This is a genomic window from Stenotrophomonas sp. SBJS02, assembly GCF_020428325.2.
GTDB classification, from domain to species: Bacteria; Pseudomonadota; Gammaproteobacteria; order Xanthomonadales; family Xanthomonadaceae; genus Stenotrophomonas; species Stenotrophomonas africana.
The window spans coordinates 1,645,246-1,659,026 of sequence record NZ_CP109812.1 but is presented as its reverse complement, the minus strand read 5'-3'; the positions used below and the strand labels follow the sequence as shown (position 1 = coordinate 1,659,026).

General features: G+C 62.6%; 8 protein-coding genes, 1 tRNA gene and 1 pseudogene. 1 reads left to right on the top strand and 9 read right to left on the bottom strand.

Annotation, left to right across the window (positions count from 1 at the left end; genetic code table 11):
• The first annotated feature begins 98 nt into the window (after positions 1–98).
• Positions 99–623: a GspH/FimT family pseudopilin gene (locus FQS62_RS07845; RefSeq protein ID WP_049445151.1), complete on the top strand. Its 525-nt coding sequence runs from the start codon at positions 99–101 to the stop codon at positions 621–623.
• Between the two features lie 60 nt (positions 624–683).
• Here the strand turns inward: FQS62_RS07845 and FQS62_RS07840 are convergent.
• From FQS62_RS07840 to FQS62_RS07800, 9 genes and pseudogenes are all read right to left on the bottom strand, one after another.
• A tRNA-Asn gene (locus tag FQS62_RS07840) sits at positions 684–760 on the bottom strand.
• Positions 761–833: 73 nt separating this feature from the next.
• Positions 834–1,247, bottom strand: coding sequence for a type IV pilin protein (locus tag FQS62_RS07835; protein WP_154348767.1), 414 nt, complete (start codon positions 1,245–1,247; stop codon positions 834–836).
• A 23-nt stretch (positions 1,248–1,270) separates the two neighbouring features.
• Positions 1,271–5,950, bottom strand: coding sequence for a pilus assembly protein (locus tag FQS62_RS07830; protein ID WP_208043535.1), 4,680 nt, complete (start codon positions 5,948–5,950; stop codon positions 1,271–1,273).
• A complete protein-coding gene (locus FQS62_RS07825) occupies positions 5,947–6,429 on the bottom strand; it encodes a pilus assembly PilX family protein (protein ID WP_208043534.1) in 483 nt (160 codons plus the stop codon). The genes FQS62_RS07830 and FQS62_RS07825 overlap by 4 nt, the downstream gene beginning before the upstream one ends.
• A gap of 7 nt (positions 6,430–6,436) precedes the next feature.
• On the bottom strand, positions 6,437–7,564 hold the full coding sequence (locus FQS62_RS07820; protein ID WP_243747339.1) for a PilW family protein: 1,128 nt from the start codon (positions 7,562–7,564) through the stop codon (positions 6,437–6,439).
• Positions 7,565–7,617: 53 nt separating this feature from the next.
• A complete protein-coding gene (pilV, locus tag FQS62_RS07815) occupies positions 7,618–8,088 on the bottom strand; it encodes a type IV pilus modification protein PilV (protein ID WP_049446490.1) in 471 nt (156 codons plus the stop codon).
• Positions 8,085–8,601, bottom strand: a pseudogene (locus tag FQS62_RS07810) (Tfp pilus assembly protein FimT/FimU). Before FQS62_RS07810 ends, pilV begins: the two are co-directional and overlap by 4 nt.
• A gap of 161 nt (positions 8,602–8,762) precedes the next feature.
• Positions 8,763–10,151: a nucleotide 5'-monophosphate nucleosidase PpnN gene (ppnN, locus tag FQS62_RS07805; RefSeq protein ID WP_208043731.1), complete on the bottom strand. Its 1,389-nt coding sequence runs from the start codon at positions 10,149–10,151 to the stop codon at positions 8,763–8,765.
• Positions 10,152–10,403: 252 nt separating this feature from the next.
• On the bottom strand, positions 10,404–13,625 hold the full coding sequence (locus tag FQS62_RS07800) for a TonB-dependent receptor (protein ID WP_049446486.1): 3,222 nt from the start codon (positions 13,623–13,625) through the stop codon (positions 10,404–10,406).
• Positions 13,626–13,781 lie beyond the last annotated feature (156 nt).

Below are 13,781 nucleotides of genomic sequence, written 5' to 3'. Positions count from 1 at the left end.
TACGGGGCATGAAGTGACGGCCCGCTGAGGGGTTTCCGGGCAGGCGAGCGCGGCGGTGCCTGATGGTGAATGCCCCGGCGTACGGCGAGGCTGTAGGCATGTCCCTTCGCCATCGCCCTGCCCGCCTCCACCGCGGGCTCCATCTGATCGAGTTCCTGATCGCCGTCATGGTGTTGGCGGTCCTGCTGGCGTTGGCGTGGGGCCCTTGGCAACGCATGTTGCGGCACTTCCAGGCGGAAACGCTGCGCGCCGAACTGGTGACCAGCCTGTCGATGGCACGCAGTGCCGCCATCACCGAACGCCGCCGCGTGACGGTCTGTGGCTCGTCGGATGGCATGACCTGCGACCAGGCATGGCGCCAGGGCTGGCGGGTACAGGTCGAACCGGCCAACAGCGCAACCGGCGCCGGAAGGGAACTGCGCGTGCACAGGACACGCCAGCGTCATGTCGACCTGCGTACCAGCGATCATCGGCCCGACGTGCGGTTCCGGCCCGACGGCCGCAATGCCGGCACCAACCAGTCCATCGTACTGTGCGTGGACGGGCAGGAGCACAGCCGCGTCATCATCAGCGTCCCGGGACGGGTCAGGAGCCAGCGCCCGCAAAGGCCCACCGCCTGCTGAAACCTGCGACGTCATCGTGAAAACGAAAAAAGCCGCGATTTCTCGCGGCTTTTTCGAATCTGGCGCCCGAAGTTGGACTCGAACCAACGACCCCCTGATTAACAGTCAAGTGCTCTAACCGGCTGAGCTATTCGGGCGGGGTGCGCATTTTAGCCAGCGTTCGGTGGGGAGTGCAAGCCTTTTATGCGATGCCGCCCAAAGGCCTGCCCTTTACCAGCATCCGGGCCTCTTGCTGGCATTCGGCGTCTTTCGCCCGGCCTGGTCCAGGGTCAGCGTGCCGCAGTCATCCTTCTTCTGGATCTCGGTCGGTGCCGCCTGGAGGGTAAAGGAGGTGCCATTCGGCGTTCCCACGTAGGAAAGCGTGTATCTGGCGGTACCGTCCCGTGGCGATTGAGAGAACGGCAGCGTCATGCCCGCATAGGTGTTCTCCACGGTATGCCGCCGCTCCAGCATCTGCGCCAGCTCGACCAGATCGGCCTTGGCCTGGGCACGATTGGCCTTGCGCACATAGGCCTGGTACGAAGGCAACGCGATGGCAGCAAGAATGGCGACCACGGCCACGGTGATCATCAGCTCGATCAGGGTGAAGCCGGTGGCGGTTCGACGCCTGCTGTACACATGCATGGGCAACCTCGATATCGGATTCATCAACGGATCTGCCGCCACGATTGCCGCCCACAGGGCCGTGGCATGTAAAGCGGATCGGCGCCGGCCGCACGCAGCACAAACGTACACTGGCTGGCCTGCAGCATCTTGTCGACCGTGCACCCGGTGTCGCCAGGTTTGCAGGGCGTAAGCTTGGGCACAAAGATGTTGGTGTCCTTCACTGGCGGCCCTTGGCTGAGATCACCCTTCTTGGTCAGGGCGACACCACCGCAGTTGCCGGTGCACAGCGCTTCTCCGCCGATGGTTGGGCTCAAGCCGGACATCTGGCCACCACCGGTCAGCAGATTCAGACCGTACAGCCAGTTCACGCCACCGCCGCTGCCGCAGATGGCGGTACCTGGCACATAGGACGTGAAGAACACGATGCCGTTCTGCACACGGGGGTTGCCGACGAAGCGTTCGCCTTCGACTGCCGATCCGGCCTGCAGGTCCACATACCAGCCGCGGGCCGAACCATAGTTCACCGCATTGCGGGTGACATCACGCAATTGATAGCCGCTGGCCGATGTGCCGGTAGTGATCACCTGCTGTACCAGATTGTCGCGCGTGCCAACCGCACTGGCGAGGTTATCCCAGATGCCATACAGCGACTGCACTGGCGAGGTGCTGCTGACCGCATTGTCATCGGCGGCGAAATACTGGCCGGTACCGAAGAACAGACTGATGCCGCCGCCCGGACCCGTGCTGATCTCGATGCCGCTCATGATCGGCTGCGGGCTGTTGTTGCGCGTAGCGGTGAACAGCGGCGTTCCAGACAGGGCAATGTTCCAATCGGTCGGATCGGTGCTGGAAAGATCGAACTTCCAGATATTGCCCTGCATGTCACCGCCATACACAGTGTCGGTGATGCCGTCATTGTTCTTCAACGCCACCGTGGCGATGTTGATCAGGCCATTGCGTGCCGCGTACTTGGCACCTACCGGCGAAAGCCGCTTGAGTACCTTGCCGGTCTGGATATCAACCACGAACAGCGCTGCCTTGCCGCTGGTGGAGTTGACGCCATTGCCGAAGATCGCAACGAAGCGCGGCGCAGCATTGGCATCGGCGCCCTTCACCGCCACCACAGCCGGCTTGCCCAGCACGAACCCGAGATCCGACTCTGTCTTGCCCGAGACCTCCCACAACACACTCGATGCACCGAACGCGGTCGGATCGCTGACATTCAGCGCGAACACGGAGCCATTGCCTACGCTCGTCGCATTGGGCGCCTTGCTGGAGCCACCACCACCCGTGGTGCCCACCAGCACCGTGTTCCAGGCATCCCCGTAGTAGACGTCGGACGACGTCAATGGGCCATCCACGTAGTAGCGATGCCCATACTTGGGATTGGCCAGCTCGGCAATGTGCTGCATGGCAGCTGACGGAATGAAGGCCAGTTCTTCGGTACCGCCGGATGCTCCATTCGAACCGTTGAAACCATGCACCATCCCGTCATTGGCGCCAACATAGATCATCGTCGGCGGCCCCGAGGTCGCGCGCTTCGCTTTCAGGAAGGTGTCATAAGACGTGCCCAGCGTCGCCTTCCACTTGACTGTCGACTGCCTCGCCCAGCCTGCATAGCCGAAGTCATCCGTTTTGGAGACGATCTCGGTGGTGGAATTGACGATGTCACCCAACGGCGAAGTACGCGAACGGAGTCCGCTCACCGCCGCGCCGCGCAGATAGTTGACCAGGGTGGTCGAGGTCTGATTCGCGAACCATGCGGGAATCGAGTCACTGAATCCCAATGCCGACAGCTTCGCCCGCTCATCGTTGCCCGGCAGATTGGTGGCCAGGAACTCGTTCGCATTGACCGGGGTCACCGTGCCATCGGACGCGGTCTTGGTCGGGGACGTCGCCATGTAGATGCGGCGCGTGGCACTGCCGATGCTGCTGGACGCCTTCCACAGCACGGCTCCATCCGCACCCTGGCCATCGACCTGGGTGGCAATGACATCACCGGTCCAGTCCACAGTACCAGAGGGCACGCTGTAGTGGGACGATACGGTGAACGAGTTGGTCGAAATGCGCGCGCCACTGCCGCTGCCACCGACCGGCGCATCACCTTCCGCTGCGCTGTTGAAGATCGCCTCCAGCGCCTCCTTCAGTTTGGTCGGATTGCGTGCCAGGAAGTAGTTATCCGGCACCCCTGGCTTCTTGCTGTCCCACTTCTTGCCGGCCGGGACACCGTACTTGGCGGCATACCACAGCGGGCTCTGCAGCTGGCCCGCCGCAGTGGTAGAGGCCTTGTACTTGATGACTACCGGCCTCTGCCAGTTGCTCGGGAAGTTGTTTGTGCTGGTCAGCACGGAGCCATTGCTGTTACCCGGACGCAGTGCCAGACGCTGCACGGTGCTGGAGGCATTTGAGCCTGTGATCGTGTAGCCCGTCAGCATTGCGTTGCCAGCGTACGCCGACAGGTTCTCGATCCGGATGAGCACTTCATCCTCCTCGACCTTGCCGGCCAAAGTCGTGCCAATCCAATCCACCCCTTTGTTTGCAGTTGTGTAGTCGCACAGTCGCGTACTGCCCGCGGCACTGTTGCTCACTTTCGCATCAGCACGCCAGCAGATGTTGTTGAAGGTGCCGGTATCGTTGCACGCGGCGCCCACGCAGTAGCTCAGCATGGCAACGACGTCGTTGTCATGGTCATTGCCCCACAGCGAGTCTTCCCACACCAGCGAGAAGCTGCCGGACTTCGCATCTGTCCGGTAGGGACGGCCATAGACCAGCTTCCCGCCAGCGTCGTTGGCCTGCTTGGTGCCAATGCCGACCGAACCCAGGAAACAGCTGCGCCAGCCCGTGCTCGCTGCCGTTGCGCCTGCGGTGTTGTTGGCTTGGCAGAGTGGGGCCAATCCGATCTTGCTGTTGCCCACCGCGATCTCGAACTGCGGGAGGTTCTCCGCCATGGCAACGGCATAGGTGGTGGCAGTGACCTTGTACGTGCTTGGTTTGTTCTGCACGTTGGGACGCAGATCGGTCTCAGCTGCGGCCTTGGCCAGTCCCGCCATCAGGAAGCTGCCTTCCATCGAAGGAATGTCGGGGCAGATGCCACGCGCCTTGCTGAGGCCGCTGATTGTCTGCCCTTGGCAGATATCGCTGTGGGTATCAAGTGAGGTGTAGCGCGGCGTATCACCCACGCGACCGATCATGTAGCTCTTGCCAGCGATTCCTTCGGCCGTGCCGACTGCATCGGTCGCGGACACCGCAGACGCAAGGCCGGTCACGGAACCGACGTTATCACTGTCGAAGGACGGCAGGCCCGAAGACAGCACCAGGATGTTGCAGGTCGCACAATAAGAGTTGCCACCTTCTGCGGGCAGGCGGTAGGGATCCTTCCAGCTGATATTGGTTGGCAGGCCGCTGAGATCTCCGCTGTCACTATAGACCTTGGAGCCCGCAGTGATGTAGCGCAGCGCCTCCGCATACATTTCCGCCAACGGATTGCCCCAGGCACTGCACTTCTGGCCTCCGGTTCCCGGATCGGTCAGATTGCCATTTCCCTTCTGGTCCTGGCGGTTGAGGATGCCGTAGGTGTTGCAGTCATTCCAGTTGTTGGACCAGTTCCAGTTGTCCAGACGGAAGCTTGAAATCGCATTGATCACGCCCTCATCGTCGGCTTTGGCGCTTCCCGTCAGATTCAGGTAGCAGAACTGCCCCGTAGACAGGTCGATTTCATCACCCACACCGCAGAACTTCGTACCGTTGCCCGCGATCTTGCCGATGTTCCGCCGCAGGACACCGCCATCCCGCGGGTTGGCGTAGGTTCCCGTCACGAGCCCAAAGCGCAGTCGCCCGCTCTCACCGTAGGTCTGCAGCAGCCCGGCCGGCTTGAAACGGTCGGTGATGCCATCGTTGTATTTGCGGCAGAAACTCTCACGCACCGTTGAGCTGGCATCACACACCTCCACGCGCACGGTGTAGTCCGTGGCCGAGCGGGGAATGTCCGCGTAGCCATCGGCGGTGCTGGCACGTCCGGTATCGCACTGGTTGCTGGCCGTCGAGGCCCACTCGCCCAGTGCACCTTCGGCCACGCGCATCAGCGGCGCCCCGGTTGCAGAACGGGTCACACTGCAGAAGCTGAAGGTTGTCCCGCTTCCAGCAAGGTTGGCGAACTCGCGAAGATTCGATCCACTGTAGACCTTGACCCACGCATGCAGATCGCTGGGGATCGGCGCCCGCTCCAACACCGTCTTTTCCTTCGTATCGGTGAAGCGCTGGCCGCCGTACAGCACGTAGCGCATCACATCCAGGCGACTCATCGTCACCCAGTTGAGGAAGTTGCCCGACCACGCGCCGCTGCAGCTGTGCTTGTTGGCGCCCTTTGCCTCTGCACTGGCCTTGAAGACACCGCTGTTGTACGAGTAACAGAGGTTGTAATCGAAGTAGCCTGAGTAATCGAACTTGTCCTGGTAGGTGGTGTCCAGCACCCCGTCCCCGTCCAGGTCGCTGTAATCGCTGTAGGCCTTGTTGAACAGCTGCTCGTCACGCGACATCACCATCATCATCAATGGCGGCTGGCTCTGCTTGCTGTACAGCGGCTCCTGCGCGATGTCGTAGTCACCAAGCGCGGCCTGCAGCGGAATGATCAACGCGGCAAGGCCGGCAAGCGCAGCAACACCCACACCGGCCCGCAGCCAGGTGGAGGAACGAAGTCGAAGGAAACGGCGCTCGCTGTTCATGGGATGAAGATCGTATCGATGACCGCACTGGCGGACGCATTGGAGGGATCGTCACTGGCAAGCGCCGTGACCTGGTAGATGTTCCCGGTTTCTTCGTTCTGTCGGCCGCCGGTGCGCCGGCTGGACGCTGCAAAGCACTTGTCGATGCGACGCGTATAAGTGGACTTGGTCTCGCTGAGACCATCGGCCCAGGTCTGCGGATCGTAGGAGGGACTGCATTCCTCCTGGCTGGCCTTGAAGATGCCCCCGTCAGCCAGCGCCTTCTCGATGGATTTCTCGGTCTGCCGGGCGTCGGCCTCAGCATTCTGGAAGGCAACGTTGCTGCGCAGATAGTTGGCAGCCATCCGTTCCTGCATGCTTGTGACCTGCATGCCGGCGATGCCCAGCAGGGCCATCAGCACCAGCATGATCAGCACGACGTACAGCACCGCGCCGCGCTGGGAACGCGGTGAATGGCGGCGGGCGGGATGGGTACGCATGGTGGCCTCAGTTGCCATACAGGCGATTGCGCAGAGCGATCGTGCTCTGGTAGGCGGCGCGCATGCGGCCGTCAGAAGGCGCGGTGTAGGTCACGCCGAGCGCGGTCAGCGGCGTGCTTGAACTGGCCTGGACAGATGCGGCCGGGTCTGGACTGGACACCACCAGCCCCAGTTGCACCGTGCCCACGCGCTGCCAGCCACGCGAGGCCGGCACGATGGAGGCCTGAACATCGGTCGCGGTACCCTGGCGATCGATGTAGCCGGTCGGCGACACCGTGCTCAGACCGTGATCCTGGCCATACAGCAATTGCATGTTCTCCACACCCTCGACCAGCGCCTCTGCTGGTCCCGCGACCAGGGCAGCACCGGGCTTGGCGGTGAATCGAAGGCGATACAGCGACGATTGCTTGGTCGTAGCGTCGTAGCCCACGTACAGGATGGACGTCTCGGCGCGATACAGCACCGCCTGGCCGGACTGGTAGTTGCGGGCGATGGCCACGTCGTTGTTGGGTGCAGTGCCCACTGTCACGGTACCGGCCTTTGCGTCGATCGCACGAGCTTGGAAGACCGTGGCGGAAATGCAGTCGGCCACACCGAACAGCCCCGGGTCGGTAACTCCGCTATCAAGCACGGCAAGACGTTTTGGATCAAAACTGAAAACCGGCTGGGCAACCGTTCCGGCTACCGCGGTGACCGGCACACCGGTCGGCACCAGATAGCGCAGAGCGACGATATCGCTGCCATCGACCCGGTTCTTGATGGCCGCGGCGAACTCACTCGGCAACGCCGGGGAGTACTTGGTGCCCCCCGTTGACGGCGTTGCCGCCAACGTCACTGCGTCGCCCGGCTTGGTATTCGTTGCTTCGTAGCCCTGAATCGACCGCGCGAAGTCCAGAGCGGGGTGTCCTCCCGCAGCAAAGGTGGTTGCCAAGGTGCCCTGCGGATCATGCGCCTGATCGTTCACGCAACCGAAGTGCCCCGCCATGCGCAGTTCGCGTTGCAGGGAGTCCATCGCGAAACGACTGTTCTCCTGGACCCGCGCAAGCCCTTCAGACAGCTGGTAGGCCGTGCGTGAAGCGGCGAACACCTGGACCACGCCCAGCATGATGATCAGGCCGATGGTCAGGGCGATCATCAGCTCGATCAACGACAGGCCACTCATCGTTTGGCGGGAGCGCATTCTGGTCATCACAGCAGGCTCTCGGCAGCAAAGGTGGTGTCAGCCTTCGAATCGGGATTCCAACGCTCATCGCCCCAGCTGACCGATACCCGTACCCGGCCGTCATTGACAGTCACCGTTCCGGACGCCGAGTCACCCAGTGCGCGGCCGAGGCGACAGCGCCAGTCGCGGGTGAAGTCATCCTTGCCGATATCCTTGCCGATGGACGGCGCGCAGTCCCCCTTGCCGGTGGTAGCAGCATAGGTACCGGCATAGCTGAGCGCGTTGATCCGGTTGGCACGGATCTGATCAAGCAGTTCGTACCCCAGGTTGGTGGCCTGGGTGCGATAGTTCGCGCTCTGCACGAACCGTACATTCATCGTCTGCAGCAGCGCGAAGCCCAGCAGGCCGATACCCATCACCAGGATCGCGATCATGACCTCGATCAGGGTGAAACCTCCCTGCGCCGCACGGTGCGGCTGGAAGCCGATCTTTCTCATGAGCAACTCTCCTTCAACAGCCGCACCTGTCCCGTAGGCGATATGCGCAGCGTTCGCTGCAGGGGCTGCTCGCCACACTTTTCAGGGCGCAGTGTCACATCGACTTCCGCGTTGGCGCGATTGCGGCCACGGCCATCGAAGCCGATGGTCAACGCTTCGGTTGCGGACTTCATGGTCGGGCGACCTTCGCTGTAGCGCAGCACGTTCTCACCGGAATCAAGCGCCCCGTTGCCGTTGCGATCCTCCCAGACCATCCAGCCGTCGGCCCAGCTGCTGCCATCACACTCTTTGCCCGCTGTGGATGCGCATACAGCCCCACCACGCGTGTTTTTTTATCGCCTCGGAACGGGCAAGCGCCAGCGACGCGATCAGTTCGTTGGTCGTCGTGGCCACACGATTTGAGCGGATCGTACTCTGGAAGCTGGGATAGGCGATGGTGCTCAGGATCGCCAGTACGGCAACCGTGACCATCAACTCGACCAGCGTGAAGCCGTTTTGCCGGCGCAAAGACATTGGACGCTCCCCAGCGTGTTGGTGGCCACGATGGGCCATCGCCCCGCCACCGGCAAGCGGCGGCAGGATGAACGGTCAATCCGGGGCGACGGGCGTCAAAGGCTTGACGACCCGCCCTCCCCTGCCCGTGCCGGCGCGATCCCCATCGCGCCGGCGCAGGCTCAGGCCAGCACCTGGTAGCAGGGCTGGTATTCGCCGGAGATCTTCATGCGGCGCTGCTCGACGAAGGCGCGCAGCAGCGCGTCCAGGGCCTGCATCATGTCGGTGTCGCCATGGATCTGGAACGGCCCGAACTGCTCGATGCGGCGCATGCCGTCTTCCTTCACGTTGCCAGCCACGATGCCCGAGAATGCCCGGCGCAGGTCGGCCGCCAGCGCGTGCGGGGCACGCCCGTGGTGCAGGTCCAGCGCAGCCATCGCCTCGTGGGTCGGCACGAACGGCTGCTGGTACTCCCACGGAATCTCGATCGACCAGTTGAAGAAGAACGAGTCCTTCTGCGCCAGGCGGTGCTCACGCACGCGCTTGATGCCGTTGGCCATCTTCTTGGCCACTGCCACCGGGTCGCCGATGACGATCTCGTAGCGCTCGGCGGCTTCATCGCCCAGGGTCAGGCGGATGAACCGGTCGATCTGCTCGAAGTACGGCGCTGCCACCGTCGGGCCGGTCAGGATCAGCGGGAACGGCAGGTCCTTGTTTTCCTCGCGCAGCAGGATGCCGAGCAGGTACAGGATTTCCTCGGCGGTGCCGACGCCACCGGCGAACACGATGATGCCGTGGCCAATGCGGACGAAGGCCTCCAGGCGCTTCTCGATGTCCGGCATGATCACCAGATGGTTGACGATCGGGTTCGGCGACTCGGCGGCGATGATGCCCGGCTCGGTCAGGCCGATGTAGCGCGTCACGGTACGGCGCTGCTTGGCATGGGCGATGGTGGCACCCTTCATCGGGCCCTTCATTGCACCCGGGCCGCAGCCGGTGCAGATGTCCAGGCCGCGCAGGCCCAGTTCATAGCCCACCTGCTTGGTGTACAGGTATTCGTCGCGCGAGATCGAGTGGCCGCCCCAGCACACCACCAGGTTCGGGTCGCCCGGGTTGAGGATGCGCGCATTGCGCAGCAGGCCGAACACCGCGTTGGTGATGCCTTCGGACGATTCCAGCTCGGCCGCGTAGGCCGGGCCCATCTCGATGGCCATGTAGGCCAGGTCGCGCACCACTGCGAACAGCAGTTCGGCGACACCACGGATGATCTCGCCATCGACGAAGGCCATCGCCGGTGCGTTGACCAGGTCGATGCGCACGCCGCGATCCTGCTGCGCCACCTGGATGTCGAAATCGGGATACAGATCGCGCGCCGCACGCGGATCGTCAGAGGCGCTGCCGCTGGTCAGCACCGCCAGCGCACAGCGGCGCAGCAGTTCGTGCATGCCGCCGGCGGAGGCATCGCGCAGGCGGGCCACTTCGGCCCGCGACAGCACATCCAGCCCACCGCGCGGGTAGATCCGCGCATCCTGCACCGGCAGTGCACGGGCTGATTTTTCGTTCGTGGTCATGTCCAATTTTTTGCTTCCTTCAAGGTTTCCGACTGTACTGCCGCCCCCTTAAAAAGCAAAACGGCCGGGAAGCCCGACCGTTGGATGTGTGCTCCCCGCGTTCGCCTTTCCGGGACCGCATCGGCGGCATTGGCACCGCGCACATTTCTGGATCCTACGCCGATACCAGGAGACCTGCAAGGACTTTCGCCTGAACGGAAAACGGCCGGGTTTCCCCGGCCATTTTCACTTACTGCTTCAGGTTCTGACGGATCAGAACTTGTACTTCAGGGTCAGCTGCATCGACCAGCGCGACACTGCGGTGTTGCCCTTGTCGTTGTTGTTTTCCTGCACCTGCGCGTTGTCGGTCGAACCCGTGAACGAGTACACGTACTTGCCGGTGGCCGGATCGATACCCGCGTAGTTGGCAACGCGACGGGTCGAGTAGAAGCCGTAGTCGTCGATCAGGCCCCACTTCTTGTTCAGCAGGTTGCCGACATTCATGATGTCCAGGGCAACTTCACCCTTGTGACCCTTCATGAAGCCCGGGAATTCCTGGCTGACGCGGACGTCGAAGCTGTTGACCCACGAGGCGCGGTGCGAGTTGGCCGGGACCACGCTGCCACGGTAGGCATCCAGCTCCGGGTTCTGCGCCAGCCAGTCGAAGAACGCCTTCTCCATCGTGGCGCCGCCGGTGAACTTCACGTCGCCCGGGCCCTTCGGCACGTAGAACAGGTCGTTGGTGGTCGCACCGTCGCCGTTGGCATCGTTGTAGAAGATGTAGCTGTACGGACGGCCCGAACGGCCTTCGTAGAACAGGCCGACGCGGGTGGCGTTGTCACCGAAGAAGTTGTGCTTCCACTCCAGGGTGCCGGTGATACGGTCCTTCATCGCGTAGCGCGAATTGTAGGCGACGTTCTCGTTGGCATTGAAGATCAGCGTGTTGTTCCAGTTCGAGGTGTTCTGCGAGCTGGACAGCGGGCTGACTTCGGTCGACTTGGTGTAGGTGTAACCCAGCGACCAGCCCCAGTTCTCGGTCAGCGGCTTGGCCAGCGAGAAGGTAGCCTGGGTGCCGCGGCCCTTGTCGGTGTTGCGCAGAACCAGCACATCGCCGATGTCGGACGGACGGTTGGCACGGTCGACCGCATTCTTGGTGCCGGTGGAGATGCCGTAGTCGACACCCTTGTCGATACGGGTATTGGCCTGGTTCTGGCCAGCAGCATTCCAGTAGATCGCACGGCCGTCCTGACCGGTGGCGGTCGGAGCCGACACGTCCAGACGGTCGAAGTAGATGCCGTCCTTGACCTTGGTGAACAGCACTTCGGCCGACGCCACGATGCCGTACCACGGCAGCTCATGGTCGAACGCCAGGTTGGCCTTCCACACCGACGGCAGGCGGGTGCCCGGCGCGATGATGTCGACGTTCTGACGGGCCGAAGCCGGGCCACCGGCCGGGATGTACGGGTTCTTGCCATCCGGGGTGAAAGCACCGGCCGGGATGCTGCGCTCGTCGTACTCGATGTAGTTCAGGCCGGTGTTCTGGTAGGCACCTGCCAGCCACACGTTCGGGGCAGCGCCACCGAACAGGCCCACGCCACCGCGCAGCTGGGTCGGGCGCTCGCTGTCGAAGGTGTAGTTGAAGCCGACACGCGGCTGCACCAGGTTCTTGTCCACCAGCTTGGTGTTGTTGAAGCCGTACAGCTGCTCGATGCGCGGGTTGTACAGACGCTGGGTGCTGAAGTCAGGCATGTCGATGCGCACGCCGAACATCAGGTTCAGGTTGTAGTTGATCGCCCAGGTGTCCTGGATGAATACACCGGTGTTCTTCAGGGTGAAGTCGGCCGGGATGTCGCTGCGGCTGCCATCAGCACGCGGCGCACGCAGCTGGTAGCGCGACGCCTTGCCTGCCAGGAAGTCGTTGACGCTGTTGAACTCGTACACGCCGTTGAGATTGCGGCCGTAGAAGTTCATCAGCTCGTTCTTCGAGTAATCGAAACCGAACTTGACGGTGTGATCACCGATGTACCAGGTACCGGCACCGAAGGCGCTCAGTTCCTTCGACTCGACGATGTTGACGTGGGTGTTCTGCTCGGTACCGACGTACAGCGAGTCATTGCCCGACTTGATGCGGATCTGCGGCATGTCGACCAGCGGAACGCGGTTGGCCGAGTAATCCTTGTGCGAGACCTTGAACTCGGTCGAGAAGTTCTCGGACCAGTCACTGAACAGTTCACCCATCCAGGTTTCGTATTCGGTCGGCTGCTGGTACCAGAAGTTGCTCAGCGAGATGGCGCTGCTGCTGACCTGCGGGAAGCGGACGACGTTCTGCTCCATCTTGTTGTAGCGCAGGGCCGCACGGTGGTTCTCGTTGATGTTCCAGTCCAGCTTGACCGCGTACTCTTCGATCTCGGTCTTGCTGTTCGGCGCCGACAGGCTGCCCGGGTCGTAGCCCAGCTTGCCCAGGAAGTTCTGGACATCGGTGATCTGCTGCTGGGTGATGGTGCCACGGCCGATCGGCGTGTCGCTCAGGGAAACGCCGGCAGCCGCGCGCTCGTACTTTTCATAGTTGGTGAAGAAGAACAGCTTGTCCTTGACGATCGGGCCGCCGAAGGTCATGCCGTAGGTCTTCTCGTCCTCGAAGCCGTTGAAGTCCTGCTTGTCACCTTCCAGGCGCGAACGGACCATGTCCTTGTCGCGGTACGAACCGTACACGGTGCCGTGGAATTCATTGGTGCCCGACTTGGTCACGGCGTTGATCACCGCACCGGTACCACCGGCGATGGTGGTGTCGTAGTTGGCCAGGTCGATGTTGATTTCCTGGATGGCGTCCATCGACACCGGCTGACGCTCGGTCGGCAGGTTGTTGGAGCCCAGGCCGAACGGATCGGAGGCGCTGATGCCGTCGATGCGGATGGCGTTGTAACGGGTGTTCTGGCCACCGGCCGAGATCGCGCCGTCAGCTTTGCTGACCTGCGAGATGCGCGGATCCAGGCGGACGTAGTCCTGGATGTTGCGGCTGGCCGACGGCAATGCATCCATCGTTTCGCGGGTCACGTTGGTGCCGGTGCCCATCTTGTTGGCGCTGAACAGGTCCAGGCCGCCGGCAGTGGCGACAACGTTCACCGCGTCCAGGTTGGTCGCAGCCAGATCACCGCCCAGGTTGGCATTGACGGTGTTGACCTGGTTCAGGTTCAGGTAGACACCTTCTTCGGTCTTGGTGCCTTCACCGGGCTTGTTGATGGTGATGGTGTACGGACCACCCACGCGCAGGCCGCGCGCGTTGTAGCGACCCGACGCATCGGTGGTGGCACGCGAAACAGTGCCCGACTCGGTGTGGGTGATGGTGACTTCAGCGCCGGCAACAGGCTGGCCTGCGGCGGACATCACCTGGCCGCCGACACCGGCGGAGGTGCTGCTCTGAGCGAAGGCGGGAGCGGCGGCGAGTGCGGCCACGAGACCAAGGGTAAGCTTGGACATCCGGAGTGGGTGGGTCATTTTTCGGTAGCCTCGATGCGAGTTGGCGATGGCGGAAAAAAAGCGCATCCAAACAGCCCTGCGGGTGGCTGGTCGGAGAGTTATCTGGGGTTCCCTACCGCCTGGCTGAAGGCAGCCATAACGGTTAACACTAGATTAACACGCTACGCCATCAAT